Source organism: Paraburkholderia xenovorans LB400 (assembly GCF_000013645.1).
Lineage (GTDB): Bacteria > Pseudomonadota > Gammaproteobacteria > Burkholderiales > Burkholderiaceae > Paraburkholderia > Paraburkholderia xenovorans.
In genome coordinates, this window is the sequence record NC_007952.1 from 2,990,238 (window position 1) to 3,007,177 (window position 16,940).

At 60.2% G+C, this 16,940-nt stretch carries 16 protein-coding genes; 6 read left to right on the forward strand and 10 right to left on the reverse strand.

The features are described 5' to 3' along the window. Positions 1 to 134: 134 nt before the first annotated feature. Positions 135 to 2,471 (reverse strand): alkaline phosphatase family protein, encoded by a 2,337-nt coding sequence (locus BXE_RS35130; protein ID WP_040124347.1) that lies wholly within the window; start codon positions 2,469 to 2,471, stop codon positions 135 to 137. 858 nt (positions 2,472 to 3,329) lie between these two features. On the opposite strand from BXE_RS35130, the gene BXE_RS35135 reads away from it, so the two are divergent. Genes BXE_RS35135 through BXE_RS35150 form a run of 4 tightly spaced genes read left to right on the forward strand, consistent with a single transcriptional unit; the run spans position 3,330 to position 7,337 of the window. Then, entirely contained in the window at positions 3,330 to 3,851 is a 522-nt protein-coding gene (locus BXE_RS35135) for a spore coat protein U domain-containing protein (protein ID WP_011492877.1), read from the forward strand. A gap of 16 nt (positions 3,852 to 3,867) precedes the next feature. Next, on the forward strand, positions 3,868 to 4,593 hold the full coding sequence (locus BXE_RS35140) for a fimbrial biogenesis chaperone (protein WP_011492878.1): 726 nt from the start codon (positions 3,868 to 3,870) through the stop codon (positions 4,591 to 4,593). A gap of 31 nt (positions 4,594 to 4,624) precedes the next feature. Next, entirely contained in the window at positions 4,625 to 6,874 is a 2,250-nt protein-coding gene (locus BXE_RS35145; RefSeq protein WP_233518996.1) for a fimbria/pilus outer membrane usher protein, read from the forward strand. Between the two features lies 1 nt (position 6,875). Next, complete coding sequence (locus tag BXE_RS35150; RefSeq protein ID WP_040124345.1) at positions 6,876 to 7,337, forward strand: Csu type fimbrial protein; 462 nt, start codon at positions 6,876 to 6,878, stop codon at positions 7,335 to 7,337. A 135-nt stretch (positions 7,338 to 7,472) separates the two neighbouring features. Here the strand turns inward: BXE_RS35150 and BXE_RS35155 are convergent, their stop codons facing one another. The 4 genes from BXE_RS35155 to rpoD form a co-directional block, all read right to left on the reverse strand. Next, on the reverse strand, positions 7,473 to 8,270 hold the full coding sequence (locus BXE_RS35155) for a class I SAM-dependent methyltransferase (protein ID WP_040124343.1): 798 nt from the start codon (positions 8,268 to 8,270) through the stop codon (positions 7,473 to 7,475). 68 nt (positions 8,271 to 8,338) lie between these two features. Next, entirely contained in the window at positions 8,339 to 8,830 is a 492-nt protein-coding gene (locus BXE_RS35160) for a polyhydroxyalkanoate granule-associated phasin (RefSeq protein ID WP_148223041.1), read from the reverse strand. Positions 8,831 to 9,116: 286 nt separating this feature from the next. Continuing rightward, a complete protein-coding gene (gene fabZ, locus BXE_RS35165) occupies positions 9,117 to 9,584 on the reverse strand; it encodes a 3-hydroxyacyl-ACP dehydratase FabZ (RefSeq protein ID WP_011492883.1) in 468 nt (155 codons plus the stop codon). 79 nt (positions 9,585 to 9,663) lie between these two features. Next, a complete protein-coding gene (rpoD, locus tag BXE_RS35170) occupies positions 9,664 to 11,607 on the reverse strand; it encodes an RNA polymerase sigma factor RpoD (protein WP_011492884.1) in 1,944 nt (647 codons plus the stop codon). 310 nt (positions 11,608 to 11,917) lie between these two features. Here rpoD and BXE_RS35175 point away from each other — a divergent pair, with 310 nt between their 5' ends. Further along, positions 11,918 to 12,742 (forward strand): fused MFS/spermidine synthase, encoded by an 825-nt coding sequence (locus BXE_RS35175; RefSeq protein ID WP_011492885.1) that lies wholly within the window; start codon positions 11,918 to 11,920, stop codon positions 12,740 to 12,742. An 84-nt stretch (positions 12,743 to 12,826) separates the two neighbouring features. Here the strand turns inward: BXE_RS35175 and BXE_RS35180 are convergent, their stop codons facing one another. The 5 genes from BXE_RS35180 to BXE_RS35200 form a co-directional block, all read right to left on the reverse strand. Continuing rightward, complete coding sequence (locus tag BXE_RS35180) at positions 12,827 to 13,024, reverse strand: ribbon-helix-helix protein, CopG family (protein WP_007178408.1); 198 nt, start codon at positions 13,022 to 13,024, stop codon at positions 12,827 to 12,829. A 179-nt stretch (positions 13,025 to 13,203) separates the two neighbouring features. Beyond that, positions 13,204 to 13,977, reverse strand: coding sequence for a spermidine synthase (locus BXE_RS35185; RefSeq protein ID WP_011492887.1), 774 nt, complete (start codon positions 13,975 to 13,977; stop codon positions 13,204 to 13,206). Between the two features lie 70 nt (positions 13,978 to 14,047). Beyond that, positions 14,048 to 14,311 carry an HPr family phosphocarrier protein gene (locus BXE_RS35190; protein WP_011492888.1) on the reverse strand — a complete coding sequence of 88 codons (264 nt, stop codon included), beginning with the start codon at positions 14,309 to 14,311 and terminating at the stop codon, positions 14,048 to 14,050. A 64-nt stretch (positions 14,312 to 14,375) separates the two neighbouring features. Then, positions 14,376 to 14,822 carry a hypothetical protein gene (locus tag BXE_RS35195; RefSeq protein ID WP_011492889.1) on the reverse strand — a complete coding sequence of 149 codons (447 nt, stop codon included), beginning with the start codon at positions 14,820 to 14,822 and terminating at the stop codon, positions 14,376 to 14,378. 226 nt (positions 14,823 to 15,048) lie between these two features. Then, positions 15,049 to 15,810 (reverse strand): YoaK family protein, encoded by a 762-nt coding sequence (locus BXE_RS35200; RefSeq protein ID WP_011492890.1) that lies wholly within the window; start codon positions 15,808 to 15,810, stop codon positions 15,049 to 15,051. Positions 15,811 to 16,102: 292 nt separating this feature from the next. Here BXE_RS35200 and BXE_RS35205 point away from each other — a divergent pair, with 292 nt between their 5' ends. Further along, entirely contained in the window at positions 16,103 to 16,936 is an 834-nt protein-coding gene (locus BXE_RS35205) for a fused MFS/spermidine synthase (protein ID WP_011492891.1), read from the forward strand. The last annotated feature ends 4 nt before the right edge of the window (positions 16,937 to 16,940 follow it).

Sequence of the window (16,940 nt, forward strand, 5' to 3'; positions counted from 1 at the left end):
AGGGCCGAAGGGCCCCCTGGCAATGGGACGGACAGAACGGAAAATGCCGGGCCGCAAAAAACACGGCCCGGCAGGGAGCGATTACGCACTTGCCGATGCAGGAGACGATTCACCGCCTCCTGCGCGCCGCGTGCTTACTTGGCGAGCGCCCACACGTTGGTCTGGCTTGCGTCCGGACCAGGTTGACGCGAAGCCAGCGACGTACCCGTCACGTCGACCGGGTTCAGCTTCTGCGTGTAGGTTGCCGGCGTGATGAAGGCATGGTTCATCGGCCGCACGGAGTCGAGGTGCGTATCCGCGCTGCCTGCCAGTTCCGGCAGGTTCAGGATGTTGCTCGCGATGAACGACTCGGTGTACTTCGCACGGGCGATGTACGTTTGCGGCTGCGCCGGGTCGCCGATCTGGAACATGTCCTGCAGCGTGCGCACCAGCGAGAAGTGGCTGTACGCGTCGCTGTCGACGATGTTCGGGTTCGCCTGGTTCGTCGCCACGCCGAAGACCGAGTTGCCGTGACCGTGGTTGCCGCCGTTGTACAGCGTCGTCGGCGTCGGCGTGAACTTGCCGTTCGCGAACGTGAGCGGTGCCTGGCCGTCGTTCGACGTCACCGGGTTCCAGCCGCAGCACGAGGTGGAGCTACCTTCGCCTTCGTCGAACATCACGACGATGGCCACCTTGCGTTGCTTGTTCGCCCACAGCGGCGAAGCCTGGATCTTCGTGACCACCTGGCGCACGTAGTCGTCACCACGCTGGACGATCTGCGCGGAGCCGCTGCCACACGAAGGATCGGAGCCGACACCGTGCATGTCGTCGCACTGGTCGGGCATGATGAAGTTCACATTGCCCACGTCGCCGTTCGTGAGGTCGGTACTGAACTGGTCGAAGTTGTAGCCGGTCGGGATCGGGTAGGCCTTCGATTGCGCCAGCGCCGTGGCGTTGTACTGCGTGCCGAAGATGGTACGGTTGTCGGCGTGGAATTCCGGCAGGTTACGCACATCCTGATAAGCCATGCCCGGGTGGTGCTTGGTCTTGTAGAGACCGTTCGGGATGGTGAACGCAGTGCCGTTGGCGCCGGGGCCGGTATAGACAGCGCTGACCGCGGTGTCCGCAATGCTGTCCGCACGCGGGTCCTGGCCCGGGTTCATCGATTCGCTATACGTGCGCCAGGTCATGCCGGTCTGCGACAGCAGCGTGAACAGGCTCGGCTGGCTCTTGATGTTGTGATTGGCGATAGAACCGGTTGTCGTGCAGGTCGCGTTCGTGAAACCCGACAGATGGGTGCCGTCCTGCGGAGGCAGTACGCCGGTCGCAACCAGCGGCTGGCCGTCCGAAGCGCTGCCGCCTGCGAACGCCACGTCCGTCGGTGCGTTGCCGCCGCTCGTGCCGGCGCCGCAACCCCACCAGTTGTCGTCCGTAATACCCCAGTCGTCGCCGCCGCCGAGCGCCGTGTAGTTCGGCTCGCTCGGATTGCCCGTCGAGTAGTAAGTCGTGAACTGGCTGTTGCCGGTCAGGAACTGGTTGATGAACGGCGCGCTCGCCGAACCGAGAATCCCCGGGGTGCCCGGAACCGGCGCCACGCTGTGATTCTCGAGCATGATGACGAAGACGTTGTCGTAGCGCGGGATGCCTTCCACGTTGAACGCGGCTTGCTGTGCCTGCGCGAACGTGATAGGCGCCTGCTGCACGGTCGACTTCACGGCGGTCAGAGTGGTCACGCCCGCGGCGCCGACCAGCGACGGGTCGCCGCCCGGCACGGCGAGGTTGTCGGGGTACAGATCGCCACGGTCGAGTTTGGTGGTTGCGTACGTATAGCGGTTCGCGAGCTGGTTCTCTTCGAACAGCACGGTTTGCTGCTCGGCGCCCGAGAGCTTGCTGGCGTCGCTGAGCACGTCCGCAGCGGCTACCGTCACAGACGAAGCGCCCAGAGCCGGCGCGCTCAGGCGCGTGACCAGGTTGGCCTTCTCGACTGCGTACGTCGTGCCGTTCGCTTCGACCAGACGTTGCACTTCGCTCGACATCGGGCTGATCACGACATTCGTCGAGCCCTGGTCGGCGATCTGCGCAGCCGAGGCGCGCAGAACCAGGTGGCTGGCAACGGCTGCGCCGGTCGCCGTGTTGGTGGCCTTGGTGCTCACGTCGGCGATCAACTGGCCGGTGGCGTTGGACTGCAGCGTGAAGTGACCTTTGCTGTCCGTCGTCGCGGTGACTTCCGAAGCGTCGCACTTGCCGTTGCCGTTCGCGTCGATGCACACCGTGGCGCCGGCATAGTAGCCGGCGTGAACGGTCGGGTCACCGCTCGTGCTGCCCGGCACGAAGCCGGCAGCGGCGACGACGCCCGAGACCGTCGTCGGTGCCGGTGGCGGAGTGCTCGCGGACGGCGAGTTGTCGCTATTGCCTCCGCAGGCGGCCAGAACGCATGCTGCTGCGATCGAGGTTAGAAGAGGAGTAGTACGTCTTATCGAATTGACCGACATTGTGGGGAGCCCCTGTAGGTTGTTGTACTGCTTTCTTGCGCCTCTTGCAGGCAGGCGACAGGGGATTATCGAGTCGGCGTATTTATCTCCCGTGAAGGGGAACTTTCATTACATTTACTTTCATGGAATATTTCGAACAGCGGAAATCGATATTTTCATCAAACTGAAATTTATCCAGCAGCGCCGGAAAATATTGCCGTATATTTCTTTCATATCGTAAGCAAAAGAAAAATTTGTCAGTATCCGGCTCCGGCATTGAGTTGCCGTCATGAAAACTCGTGAACCGCTCACGCCGATCTCGTGTCCCGGAACGCGCCCCGAAATTGCGCGGGTTCGCTGCCTTTTATTGGTAAAAACTTTTTGTCAGACGAAAAAGCAACACTATTCCGGTGTTCAGAAAACTATTTTCATAATTCGGGGCGGAGCGCCAGCGCATGTACAGCAAGCTTTCTGTGTTGAAAGCTACCGATTGAACAGATTTTCGACCCAATATTAACTAACATCCGGTTACAAATAAGACTACTCTCCGTTCAGCAGAATACTAATAACAGAAGAATAAATTAATCGGTAATAACTCCCCGGTCCGCTAATGGCCTTGGGCTCGATTCCGGTCAATCCACGGTGCCCGTCTTTGCATTAATTTTCGTACTCGCCGCAAAAAAACAGAGGGCCGGAAGTTCCGTTCTATTCGACGGTATCCGCTATCGGCAATCCGGGGAGAGTCGCGTCTGGCGAATGATGCCCACGTTGAAATTATCAAAGTAAATACGTTTTTCCCGGATGCCCGATGCGTATCAGAATGACCGTGGCGTTCGATCCGGTGACAGAATCTTTTTATAACCCAGCAGGATTAAAAGCATGAACGCATTCAAACTCAAAACGCTCGTTTTCGCAGCAGCTCTGGTTGGTTCGGCAAGCGCCACGGCAGCGGGCAATGCCACCGCCACCTTGACGAACACCGCGACCATTGTTGCAAGTTGCACGCTCGGCGCCACAGGATTCACCAACACATATGACCCGGTCACTGCGAATGCCACGGCCCCGGTGAGAGACGCCACCGCGTCCGTCACGTACACCTGCACCAACGGCGGCACAGGTGCACTCATTGCGCTCGACGGCGGCAACCACGAAACGGGCACATCCGCTGTGCCGATCCGGCATCTCGCTGGCGCGACCAATACCACCGACCTTCTGGCTTACAACCTCTACCAGGAGCCCACCTATACGACGCCTTGGGGCTATGCGGCGGCCGCCGAGCTTGCCGCAATCGAAGACGGTGTCCAGCACGTGCTGACCGTATATACGGAAATTCCGGCGGGTCAAAGCCTTCTCCACGTGGATACGTACAGCGATACGGTGACCGCCACCATTACCTTCTGATAGAAGGTTGGCGCCCATGCTATGCAACACCAGGTGGGCAACGCGGGCCATCGTATTTCTGCTGGCCTGCGTCTACCCGGCGCTGAATGCGTCGGCGAGTTCTTTCATCGCCAGCCCGATCACATTTGATCTCACTTCGAGCAAGCCGATGTCGATTCTGCGTTTGACCAACCAGGGCGAAAGCGATCTTCGCCTGCAGGTGCACGCGGTGAAGTGGAGTACCGATGGGCACGTCGAGACTCAGGTCGATACGGACGAAGTCATTCTCAATCCCCCCATATTCACCATCAAGCCCGGACAGCAGCAGTTCCTGCGGTTTGGCCTGCGCTCGGTCACGCAAACGGCGAAAGAGCAAAGCTATCGTTTGATAGTGGACGAAATACCCGACGAAACAGCGAGCGGCGAAAAACTTGGATTGCGAACAGTGCTGCGAGTCAGCATTCCGGTATTCATCAATCCGCTGCAAAAAAACGTGCATGTGAGCTGGCATCTGATCAGGAAAGGCTCGCAATATGTTCTGGTCGCGGACAATAGCGGCGACACGCACATCAAGATAAACGGATTCGCCATTGTCGACGACAAGGGCACGTCGCGAATCATCAACAGCGACCCGGCGTACATTCTGCCGCAACAACGGAAAGAGTGGCCGCTCGTGACCGGCGGCAGCCTTGGTCGCATTACACTGAAAATACTCACGCCAGTTGGGCAAAGTGAAGAAGTACTCGATGCGGAGTCTGAATAGCGGACTCGCATGCGGGCTACTGCTTTCGGTCATGATGTCGGACCTCCGTGCGCAAACCAGCGCGCCGGTCATTACGCCCGAGGTTGTCGCAGTCACGGTCAACGGCAAGGAGGTTGCAGACTTCGCAAATGTGCTCAGAACGAGCGACGGTAAGATCTTTATTGCCAGCCAGCTGCTCCCCGTAGTCCGCTTGAGCGTGACCCACGCGGAAGTCCTGCACGTTGGCGGGAATGAATACTGCCGCATCGATAATCTGCCGGACACGCACGTGGCGTTTGACGATGCGACCCAGACCCTTCGCATCGTGGCAAGCGGTTCGGCGTTCAACGGGACGACTGCCAGCATAGGCGGACAGCCGCGTCGTAATGTGCAGGCGCCGGCCGTGGGCGGATATCTGAACTACGATCTGACTTACAGTAGATCCGCCGTTTATCGTAATTTTGGTGCGCTCCTCGACGCAAATGTGTTTGGCGTGGCGGGTGGAGAGTTCCAGTATCGGGAGATTTATCGGCAGACGGCCGCGATCAATTCTCTTTACCGGCTCGACACGAGATATGTCAAAGATTTTCCCGATTCGATCGCCACGCTGACGCTGGGCGATTCAACGACGGTATCGAGCAACTGGTCAAATCAGGTCTACTTCGGCGGAATACAGTACAACACCAACTTTTCGATCCGGCCCGATGTCATCCCGACACCATTGCCAACGCTTTCTGGTGTTGCGCAAGCGCCGTCAACCGTGAACATCTATGTCGACAGCGTGCTGCGCGCGTCGACCAATGTGAATAGCGGGCCCTTCGCGCTGAGCAACGTTCCGGTTTTCACAGGGCAAGGCAATGTGCAGATGGTCGTCGAGGATGCACTCGGACGGCAGCAGGTCATCTCCCAGCCGTTTATAAACAGCCCGCTTATGTTGCGGGAGGGCACCCATGCTGGATCGTTCGAGGCGGGCTTGCAGCGCGAAAACTACGGTCTTGCCGGCAGCCGCTATGCGGACGGCTTCGTTTCCGGCACCTATCGTTATGGGTTCAGATACATGACTGCCGAAACGCATGCCGAAGCCACCGCCCGGAATCAGGACGTGGGTGTTGGATCGACTATTCCTCTATTCAATTTCGTGGTTCTGAGCGCCAGTGTGGCCGGCAGCACGTCGCAGTATGGTTCGGGTGCACTGGTCCAGGTGCAGTTATCGCATCAGTCACCGGGCTTTGGCATTTCTGTCAGCGACACGATCACCACCAGGAACTACTGGCAACTCGGATACGGTAGCAGTAACCGCCCCGCTTCGCATGAGTTCCTGGCGCAAGGAAGCATTTCGCTCGGCCCCCGCATCTCGTTTTCTCTGAGCTATCTGAACGATGCAAATCGTGATTTGCCGAACATCGAGGCGGTAGCCACTGGCCTGACATTCGACATGCGCCGTTACGGCAGCCTGTCGCTGAGCGTCAGCAAGGCGTTGTCGAGCATACGGACGCTGACGGCCGGCGCGCTGTGGGTCATTCCATACGGGCATCAATCGGTCGCGACCAGTCAGATTAATTTCGGCGCTCATGATACGACGGCAAACCTCGAAGTTTTCCGGGCACCGGATCTCGAGGGCGGTTGGGGATATCGTGCGCGCACCACTTTCATCAACGACGATTCGCAGGATGTCGGCGTGACCTATCTGAGCAAGCTCGGGCAAATCGAGCTTGGTGCCAACCATATGGCCGGCCAGTTCAACGAGCAGGCTGAAGCGACAGGCGGAATTGCGATGCTCGGCGGCATTGTGCGGCCCACACGGTGGATCGACGGCAGTTTCGCAATGGCCGAAGTGCCGCTCAGGCAAACCGTCGACGTCTATTCGAATAACCGGGTGATCGGTCACACGGACAGCAGCGGCATTGCCATGCTTCCCAACCTGGTTGCCTATGAAGAGAACCGTATTCGCCTTGACGACGCGGCAATTCCACTGGATGTGGCGCTCGATCTTTCGGAACGGATAGTGACTCCGCCGCAGAAGGGCGGGTATCTGATCAGGTTTGACGCGAAGAAAGTGACAGGCGCAACGATTATCCTGGTTGACGAACACAATCTGCCAATCCCTGCGGGCGCAGTTGTTGGCGCCGAGGGTCAGGCGAGCCAGCAAGTCGCTCGCAATGGCGAGGTGTTCATGCCGGATATTGTGCTACCGGCCAGTGTGACCGCGACCTGGGGCGCGAGGCGTTGCACGGCAAAGGCGCTGGCGCCTGCTTCACCCATCGTGCTCCCGACGGTGGGTCCTTTTGTTTGCGGCGAATGAAATGAAAATGCTCGAGGTTGCAGTACTGACATTGGCGATATCTGCCTGCGCGAGCGCCAACGCGGATCCCACCTGCACGGTTTCAGCGAGTGGAGTGGCGTTTGGAAATTACAATCCGCTCGCGAATGCCAACGCTGACGGCACGGGTTCGGTGAGTGTGACTTGCACCGGTTCCGCAACCGTGACGTACACGATCGGTGCTTCCACGGGGAGCGGAGCCTATCTGGCGAGGAAACTGGTGTCAGGCGGTCAGACGCTTAACTACAACGTTTATGTCGACAACACCCGAACGACGATCTGGGGCGATGGAAGCTCGGGCACCCGTTTGATTTCCGGAAACGTCGTTGCGACGTCTGGCGGTGCCACCCAGGCATCCACGGTATATGGACGCATTTCTTCCGCTCAGGCAACCGCGAGCGTGGGATCGTACAGCGACACATTGACCGTGACGGTCACGTATTGATGCACCGCCGGCGCAATTCACAAGGATTACGAATCGCCGGAAAGACGGGTGCATGAAGCAAAGGGAGCGTTGCGCGAAAAACGGCGCTTGCCCGAATCGTCCGCCACGAGGAATGACGTGCTATGCCCGTTTCCTTCACGCAAACGTGACGTGCACGAGACACGGAAGATACCTTTTGTTCGCCGGGTTCATGCAAAGCAGGTCTTCCATCACTTTCGGCCAGCCACGCGGTGCCCGGTATTCGAGCAATCTGACGGTTTCCACGCCCGAAGACCATTCGCGTAGACAAGCGCCGATATTGTCGGCGTCGATACCCCACGGCATAGGCGGCAGCAGGTAGCGAGGGGTCTTCATGACGCCCCACATCGTTAGCGAGGAAAACCATTGCGGGATCACGTCGAAAACGAGTTCCGCTTTCGGAAAGCGGGCGGCCAGGTCCGCAAAGAGGCGCTTTACGGCCGTAGGCTCGAGATACATGAACAGCCCTTGTGCCACTATGAACACGTCGGCGGTCGGCTCTATTTCATTGGCCCACGCGAGGTCGAGCGCGTTCGCCGCAATGTGGTGGAACCGTTTCGAGGGCTTCAGAAAATTCTCGCGAAATTCGATGGCGGCAGGAAGATCGACCGTGAGCCATTGCATCCGGCCGTTATCGACACGGTGCGCCTGTGTTTCCAGGCCTTCGCCTAGCGAAACGACCACGCCGTCGGGGTGGCTCTCGAGCCAGCGCATGATCAGATGATCGATTTCCGCTGCCCGCACGGCGAATGAGCCGTCCGGACTACCGAACCGGCCGGCAAAGTCGTAGTCGATCGCCTCGCATATCCGGACGCTGTCGTGGTCCGTCAAAACACCATCGGACCGTCCCGACTCGCACGCCCGGTCATACAGGGTCCACAACATCGTTTCCGACACGCCGTCGAGATTCGACACGACGTTAGTCGCTTCGGCGGGCTTGTCCCGCCGCGCAGCTTTAACCGGACGGCGTGAGACCACAGCGCTCAAAGTGCACCCAGACGCTTCGCGTTGGCGGTTGCACGATGGTGAATAGGGGTGAGACTTTCCTGCATCACACGCGCAGCCATGTTTGCCAAACGCAATGGGTTGGCGGGCACATCGGCCGCGAGTCCGTTCAGGGCGGTCTGGCGCTCGATCCACTGTGACGGTGATTGGCTCGACGCGAGTGCGACGGCCGCGGCGGACGTTGCCCACACGTGGCTGCTTGTATCGACGGCAACCACCATAGCAAGGTTCAGAAAGCCGAGCCCGAAGGCCTGGAGCGATTCCGCCGCGGCCTCTTTCTTCTCCTCGCTCATGAGACTGAATTCGTTGCGGTCGCGCTCGCTCGGAATGGGGCCGGCAAACGCCATGCGCGTCGTGCGATGCCCCACTACCTGCGCGGTAGCGGCGAACATCTCTCCGGCTGCTGTGACGGCCTGCAACCAGGTAGCGGACAGGTCCGCAAGGAGCGAGTGCGATGTAGATGGCGTCATGGAAATGCTCCCTTGATGACTGTTGACGTGGCAAATTGCCTTGACGCAGGCGAAAGCGCGAGCGAATGAATCGAATATCACGCGGATCGACGTCGCTGCCGGAAACAAAAGGGTACAAGCCTCGCAAGTCCAACCCGCTGGCCCAGCATAGGCCGCCTTATGGTGCAATGCAACATATATCGAACCCGAGGTCCAGCCGCCCGAGTGGAAAACAGGGCTAACGGCCGCCGGAGCGCTATCCGGCCTGGGGACTCACTGGACGCATGACGGTGCAGCGCCGTGCTAACTACCGTGCGTCCGCATCAGTGTTGCGCACGGTGCAGATCAGATCCGCTGACGCCGCAACCACATTATCCACTTCCGCGCACGCCCTGAACTTCCAGATGCCGCGCATATGCCGCTCGAACGTTGCGTTCAGGATCAGCTGGTCGCCCGGCTCGACTACGCGTTTGAAGCGCGCATTGTCGATGCCGACGAACAGGTACAGCGTGTTGCCGGGATCGTGCGGTTCTTCCGAGAACGTCAGCAGCGCCGCGGCCTGCGCGAGCGCTTCGAGAATCAGCACGCCCGGCATCACGGGACGGCTCGGAAAGTGACCCATGAAGTACGGCTCGTTGATCGACACGTTCTTCAGCGCCTTGATGCGCTTGTGCGGCTCGAGTTCGAGCACCCGATCGACGAGCAGAATCGGATAACGATGCGGCAGCAGCGTGAGAATCTTGTGAATGTCGAGATTGATTTTTTCGGTGCTCATGGTATTTCTGCTCACGCATTGGCCGTACGGCGATGGGTCTGGATGCCGGCGCACGGTTTCATCATTCTGCCCGTGCCATCTAGCCTTCATCCAGAAACGACTTCAGGCGCGCGGATCGGGCCGGATGCCGCAGCTTGCGCAGCGCCTTCACTTCAATCTGACGAATCCGCTCGCGCGTCAACTCAAACTGTTCTCCGAGTTCCTCCAGTGTGTGATCCCTGCTGCTCTCAATACCGAAACGCAGACGCAAAATCTTCGCTTCGCGCGGCGTCAACGTCATGAGCGCCTCGCTGATGGCGTCCCGCATGCCGGCGTGGAGCGCCGCGTCGTCGGGCAGAATGGCGGCGGAGTCTTCGATCAGATCGCCTATCGAGGTATCGTCGTTTTCCCCGACGGATGCGTCGAGCGAAACCGGCTCCTTGACGATTCGCAGCATTGCCCGAACTTTCTGCTCCTGCATTTCCATCAACTGCGCGAGGAGAGCGGCGTCGGGTTCATTTCCCGTCTCCTGCAGGATCTTGCGCGAAATCCGCTTGAGCTTGTTGAGCGACTCGATCATGTGGACGGGAACCCGGATGGTGCGCGCCTGATCCGCGATCGACCGGCTGACGGCCTGCCGGATCCACCAGGTCGCGTACGTGGAGAACTTATATCCGCGGCGGTATTCGAACTTGTCCACGGCGCGCATCAGCCCGATATTGCCTTCCTGGATCAGATCGAGAAACAGCAGCCCGCGATTCGTATAGCGCTTGGCAATGGAGATCACCAGCCGCAGATTCGCCTCGATCATTTCGCCTTTCGCGCGCAGCGTTTTCGCCTCGCTTGCGCTCAGCGCGCGACAGACCTCGCGGAACTCGTCGAGCGGCAGTACGACCCGCTTCTGCAGGGCCAGCAGCTTTTCCTGCTCCAGCCCGATCGCCGGCAGGTTTCGTTCCAGCACGCTGCTGAATGGCTGCCCCGCCGCAGCGAGTTGCCGCGCCCACGCAGGGTCGGTCTCATTGCCGCGGAAATGCGCAATGAACGTGTCGCGCGGCACGCCGCATCGCTCTACTGCGATCCGCGCGATTTCCCGCTCGATGGTTCGGACTTCGTCGGCGGATAGCCGCAGTGCGCCGCACAAGCGTTCGATCGTGCGCGCGGTGAAACGGATCGTCATCAGTTCAGCCTCGATCGCTGCCTGTGCGGCGCGATAGCGTGCGGAACCGTAGCCTTGCGTTTCATAGGCGTCGCGCAATTGGCTGAACCAGTCCGCCACTTTCGCGAATTTGGCGAGCGCGTCGTGTTTCAGCGTCTCGATGTGCTGATCGGCAGGTTCGGCTTCAGCGCCGTCATCGTCTTCGTCGCCCTGGTCGTCGTCGAACATGGGAGTGGCGCCGAGTGAATCTTCCGGCACCGCGATCATGTCGTCCGTCGCGGTTGCAGCCGGATCGACCAGACCGTCGACGAACTCGTCGATGGCCGTTTCGCCGCAGGCAACGCCGTCAGCGATCGCCAGGATCTCCGCTATCGTTGCCGGGCACGAAGATATGGCCCGGATCATGCCGTTGCGGCCTTCTTCGATTCGTTGCGCAAGGGCAATCTCGCCCTGACGGGTGAGCAGCTCCGTGGTGCCCATTTCACGCATGTACATGCGCACGGGATCGGTCGTGCGGCCGAACTCCGCGTCCACGCTCGAGATCGCCGTTACGGCCTCTTCCTCGATCTGCTCGTCGGTCGCAACCGCGGCCGGATGATCGTTCATGATCATCGACTCCGCGTCCGGCGCCTGCTCGAACACGGCAATGCCCATTTCACTGAACGCTCTGACCACGTTCTCGATCGCATCCGGTTGCGCGAGACGCTCGGGCAGACAATCGCTAATTTCCCCACGAATGACAAAGCCGCGCTCGGTGCCGAGCTTGATCAGCGCTTTCAGGTCTGCGCGGCCGCTTTCATTTTCATTTTCTTTGCCGGATTCGTCCTGCATGCCGAGATCGTTTGCTGCCACGTCCAGTGCACGCCTTTTCACCACCCTCTTCGTCACGCCGTCGCTCCTTTGAGTATCACGTCCGGATCAGCACGCAGCCCGTGTCCCGCCAATTTTCGGTGGGGATGCAATGTCAAGGGCACGCGCCGCGCGTCCGATCGACTGGCTCCGCCCAGATGCCAAAGTCCCTTGCCCATGACCCGTCACACAGTGGCGGCCGAAATGACTGACGTGATAATATCATTATCATAATCTGCGAATCCGGTTAGCCATGTGACATGATTGCCGGCCGGGCGGGAGTGGCGCAGAGGCGCTCCCGTTATCACGAGGCTGAAGAGCCAGACCTACACGCTGCCCAGGCAACTGCATGGATCACTCGCACGCGTCCTTCAACGCCTATATGAAGTTTCTTGCCGGGCCGCCCGCGGACGGTACGCCCGTTGTGCTGGAAACGGCCAATGCGCTGTCGCTGCACTTCGATCTGCTGGCCACGCAGAGCTTCATGTCCCGGCGCGATCCGCACAAACTCGTGCTCGGCTATACCCGCACAATGATGGGATTTCTTTTGCTGAAGCCCACGCCCAGCAGAATTTCCATGATCGGTCTGGGTGGAGGGTCGCTGGCCAAGTTCTGTTACCGGCATCTTCCGGACACACGGATAGTGGCCATCGAAATCGACCCCGCCGTGATCGCGCTGCGCGACACGTTCCATATCCCGCCGGACAACGAGCGATTCGAGGTGATCTGTGCGGACGGAGCGGAATACGTCAGGAGCGGCGACGCGCGCCCTGACGTGATTCTGGTGGATGGCTTTCTGGCACACGGCATGCCCGCGCAGTTGGGTAACGCAGCGTTTTACTCGGCGTGCCACGCGCGGCTTGCGGACGATGGAGTGCTCGTCGCCAATTTCGTCGAGGACGACCCTCTCATTCCCTATTATCTGGAAGAGGCGCGTTCAGCGTTTGGTGACTCGCTCTCCATTTTTATGGCAGAGGACAGTTGCAATTACACGATGTTTGCATGGAAGGGAGCGGCGAAGCTTCCGTCCCGGGATGCACTACTCGCACGTGCGCGCACCCTTGCAACGGACCATCCGCTGAACCTGCTCGCGACCGCGCGCCGACTGAAGCAAGGCACGAGTCTCGCCATGAACTGGAGATCTGAACAGAATTCTGAGCCGGGCGAGTGCTGACAGCGACGGTGCAGTCGCCACCCGCGCGCGACGACGCGAAGCGACTCTCAAGGATCAGGGTGGGAACTTGAAAACTGCCCTGATTCAGGCAGTTTTGCGGCGTGGACGCGCACCAATGGCGCTCTTTGTCTTGTAGCTGACGCCGTGCTGCTCAAGGTAATCGCGGATCAATTGCCGAACCACCTGCGAGGGCGTCAGGTCCTGCGCTGCGCACAGTTTCTCGAACGCTTCCTTCTTCACAGGATCGATTAAAATCGTGAGCCGAGCGCTTTTCGTTTCCATGACGGGCAGAGTCCAGATATGTTAATTTGATTATAATACATGGCGGCTCCCGAGTCATCTTCGCGCCATCAAGGCGCCGCCCTCGTTGCCGCGTCCTGCCGTCCTTCCGCAAGAGCGCACCCGCTCGAACCGTCCGGTCCGCAGAGATGAAACCGTCTGCGAATAGCGGACAACTTCACTCAAGCCGTCCGTCCATATCGACTCCAGTTGAATTTTTTGCCGTATTCGATGCGCGTGGCCGTGGCGTGGAGATTGACCGCGTGCCGCGCCTGAAGCGCGCGCGCCCGATCGAGCATTGCGGCGAATGACGGAAGTCCACCCGCTCCTTTCCACGCAAAAACGGTGACGTTGTGCTCGCTACCTTCAGACGGCGCCAGAGCAACCGCGCCGGCAAACACCTCCCAGAGCGCGCGGAGGTAGCGGTGGAAGTCGGGTTCGTCCGTCACCAGATTGGCCACCAGCACGCCGTCGTCGCTCAGTCTGCGGCGACAGGCTTCGTAGAACGCGCTGCTGCCCAACCTAGCCGGCAGGCCGTCCGCATTGAAGCCATCCACCAGCAGCACGTCGGGCCGGTGACCCGGCACGGCGACATACTGCGCACCATCTGCGCAGACCACTGTGAAACGCCCGTCGTCGCGCGGCACGTGAAAATGGTCACGCAGCGCGATGACATCGGGATTGATTTCGATCGCGGTGATGGCGGTGTCCGGCAAATGGCGATAGCAGTATTTCGCCAGCGAACCGCCGCCCAGACCGATCATTGAAATACGGCATGGGGACGGCCGGAACAGCAGAAAGCCCATCATGGTCCGCGTGTAACCCAACGCGAGCGCATACGGATCGTGCCGCAACATCGTGCTCTGGACGCCACGCGCGTCGAAGTACAACGACACCACCTGGTCGTTTTCAATCACCAGTGGCTTGTTCGGATTTCTCTTTCCTATCTTGAGCATGATCGGCTGTGAGTCGTGGCGTGATCAGTTGGCGAGTGCGCGTGGAGTGGAGTGCCCCGCCTGAAGCGGATCAGGAGGACACCTGCGCATGCAGAACCGCGGACAGGGCCTCCAGCGCGGCGATTTCGTCGGGCCCCGTAATCAGGATGCGTACGAGCGTGCCTCGCCTCACCCGAAGGGACATGACGGACATGACGTCCTTGCCGTTCACGGACCGGCCGTTCGCCATGCAGACGATATCGCTGGCAAACCGGGCAGCACTCACCGCGAGCCTCGCCGATTCGTGCCCGTTCAGCCCCCACCGGCCATTTATCTGAATCGATGCCTCGACCAACCCACCCCCCTTTGCACGTAAACCGTCACAGCCGGCGCCCTGCGCCCGGACACCATCGCAGCACTCAATGCATGGAGCTTGCGGCCCTCTGTGCAAGGAAAGCGCGTAACTGCGGGTCCCATTCGTCGTCCCGCACCGCAATGTCGACGGTACCGAGCCGCTTCATATCGCGATCCAGATGAACCGCCCGAAGCGATTTTGGACGCAGTGGAGCACGAAAGAACTTGCCGTCGTCGTCCAGAAACAGACAGGGCCGCTGCCTGTATCGCGCCCCGAAAAGCGAGGTCGTGTCGTGGACATGACGGGCCGATTCCTTCTGATAGACGAAAATGACATTGATCCCGCAATCTTCCAGGCTGTCGCAGATGTCCGAGAACCGGTACAGCATCTGAAATCCCCGCTCGCCTGCCCTGCCCACACCGATGACAATCAGTCCGTGACGGCCCATCAGGTCTCGCAAGAACCGGTGCGTGTAGTCATGGGACAAAAGCGAAATACTGGTGTCAATCACGTCAATTCCCCTCCAACGCAGCGCCGCCCGTCTCACACGATCCCGGCATTCAGGTTCGGAAACATGAAGGGCGCCGGTCAATATCCAGCATTATCATTGTAGCGCACTCTGATGATGATCTTATTATCATAATATGTGCATCAACGTCAGGTAGACCGTTGCCACCCTGACGATGGCCTCGGGCACGGCGAGCGGGAGCGTCAGAAGGCCGCAGCCAGCCACCGCGCTAGCGATCGAGCCGATAGATCCGTCCGCGCAGATCGTCGATCAGCGGCACGATCGCCAGCGCGATCAATAGTGCAGCGAGCGGCGTGGTCGCCGCGTACCCCACATGCCTGAAGCCCACCGCGCCCGTGAGTCCGCCAACGAGGAACAGGGCCAGCATCGTCCCGTGCACTTTCAGCTTCGCGCGATTCGCCAGCACGCTGGGCGCGGCGATGTCATCGCGCGAGGAATTCCAGTAGAAGAGCTTGCCGAGCTCGATGCCGATATCGGTCACGATGCCCGTCATGTGAGTGGTACGGATTTCCGCACCGGACAGCTTGGTGATCATGGCGTTTTGCAAACCCATGATGAAGCAAAGGAGTACGACGGTTGCCGGCACGAACAGCGTTTCCCACAAGGCGAGGTGACTGCCGAGCAGCCCGAAACACAGAAGCAGGCTGGCTTCGATCAGCAGCGGCAAAGCATACTGGCTATTCAGCCGCCTGCGCCGCCCCCAGTTGACGAGCACCGCCGAACAGGCGGCGCCCAGCAGAAACGAGATCAGCGACCCGGCGCCCGCCAGGACCAGTGAAAAGTCGCCCAATGCAGCCTGGTCGGCAATCGCGGATACCACGCCGCTCATATGCGACGTGTATTGCTTCACCGCGAGAAAACCGCCGGCATTCGTCGCGCCGGCCACGAACGCAAGCGAAAAACCGAGCTGCCGGTCGCCCCTGACAGTCCGGTCCTTCCCCGTGAGGGTCCGGAAATAGTCTGCTGGCATCAGGTATCGACTCCCGTGGTTGCATGCGCCGAGCCGCGCCGGTTCAAGCGGGAGCCGGTGCGGCAAGCTGTTTCTGAAATTCCATGCGTAGGTGAGGCCCGCGCTGTCAATGCCCCGGAAGGACGCGGCGCCGTTTTTCCGCGGATGTCGCCGCAGCGGCATCGGTGGAACCATCTCGATAAAGCTGCTAGGATGATAACGCCATTATCATAAACTGGTAACCCGATGCACCTTCCGGCCCGGCAGATTCAACGCGGATACCCGGCCCAGGCAGTTTCCGGAGACGATTGATTTGTCGGCCAATCACCATCACTTCAGGCAGGCGCTGGCGGAACTGTTGAAAGGGCCGCCCGGAAATCCCGTACCCGTGGTAAGCGACGGGTTGCGCACCCGGTCGCTGCGCTTCGGTCCATTGGGCATACAAAGCTCGATGCGCAAGCGCGACCCGTTCGAGCTCGACCTCCCGTACACGCGGGCCATGATGACCTTCGGGCTCTTCCACCCCGCGCCGCAAGACATCCTGATCGTGGGGCTGGGCGGAGGATCGTTGTCCAAATACTGCTTCCGGAAGTTTCCCTCGGCGCGGGTCACTACGGTCGAAATCGACGCGAACGTGATCGCGCTGCGTGAACGTTTTTTCGTCCCGCCCGATTCGGCAAGATTCCGCATCGTGCATGCGGACGCGGCGGCGTATCTGTCGGACAGCACGGGCATCGCGGACGTGATCCTGCTCGACGGCTTCGACGCAACGGGTCTGCCCGCCGCCCTGTCCAGCCAGTCCTTTTACGATTCCTGCCGTGCGGCGCTGCGCGACAAAGGGGTTCTCGTGTCAAACCTGCTGAACAATGACGTCCGGCTCACCACGCACCTCGCCCGGATGCGCCGGGCGTGCGACGCAAACCTGCTCCGCACCACGGCGCAGTGCGGGGCTAACGTCATTGCTCTTGGCCTCAAGCGGAGAACCGTGCCGGCGTGGGACGACCTTCATGCCCGCGCGAAGGCCCTGACGACATCGCTGGGTCTCGACCTGTGTCGCCACGTCAAAAGAATGGAACATCATTACCGGGAGGAGTCTCTTTCGGGATACCCTTCATCCGGCGAGCCTGCCGTCGAACACGACATCTGACAGT

Coding starts and splice junctions, on each gene's coding strand:
- BXE_RS35130 (WP_040124347.1), bottom strand. CDS start 2,471: ATGTCGGTCAATTCGATAAGACGTACTACTCCTCTTCTAACCTCGATC.
- BXE_RS35145 (WP_233518996.1), top strand. CDS start 4,625: ATGATGTCGGACCTCCGTGCGCAAACCAGCGCGCCGGTCATTACGCCC.
- BXE_RS35175 (WP_011492885.1), top strand. CDS start 11,918: ATGGATCACTCGCACGCGTCCTTCAACGCCTATATGAAGTTTCTTGCC.
- BXE_RS35160 (WP_148223041.1), bottom strand. CDS start 8,830: ATGACGCCATCTACATCGCACTCGCTCCTTGCGGACCTGTCCGCTACC.
- BXE_RS35180 (WP_007178408.1), bottom strand. CDS start 13,024: ATGGAAACGAAAAGCGCTCGGCTCACGATTTTAATCGATCCTGTGAAG.
- BXE_RS35150 (WP_040124345.1), top strand. CDS start 6,876: ATGAAAATGCTCGAGGTTGCAGTACTGACATTGGCGATATCTGCCTGC.
- BXE_RS35140 (WP_011492878.1), top strand. CDS start 3,868: ATGCTATGCAACACCAGGTGGGCAACGCGGGCCATCGTATTTCTGCTG.
- BXE_RS35135 (WP_011492877.1), top strand. CDS start 3,330: ATGAACGCATTCAAACTCAAAACGCTCGTTTTCGCAGCAGCTCTGGTT.
- BXE_RS35185 (WP_011492887.1), bottom strand. CDS start 13,977: ATGCTCAAGATAGGAAAGAGAAATCCGAACAAGCCACTGGTGATTGAA.
- fabZ (WP_011492883.1), bottom strand. CDS start 9,584: ATGAGCACCGAAAAAATCAATCTCGACATTCACAAGATTCTCACGCTG.
- BXE_RS35200 (WP_011492890.1), bottom strand. CDS start 15,810: ATGCCAGCAGACTATTTCCGGACCCTCACGGGGAAGGACCGGACTGTC.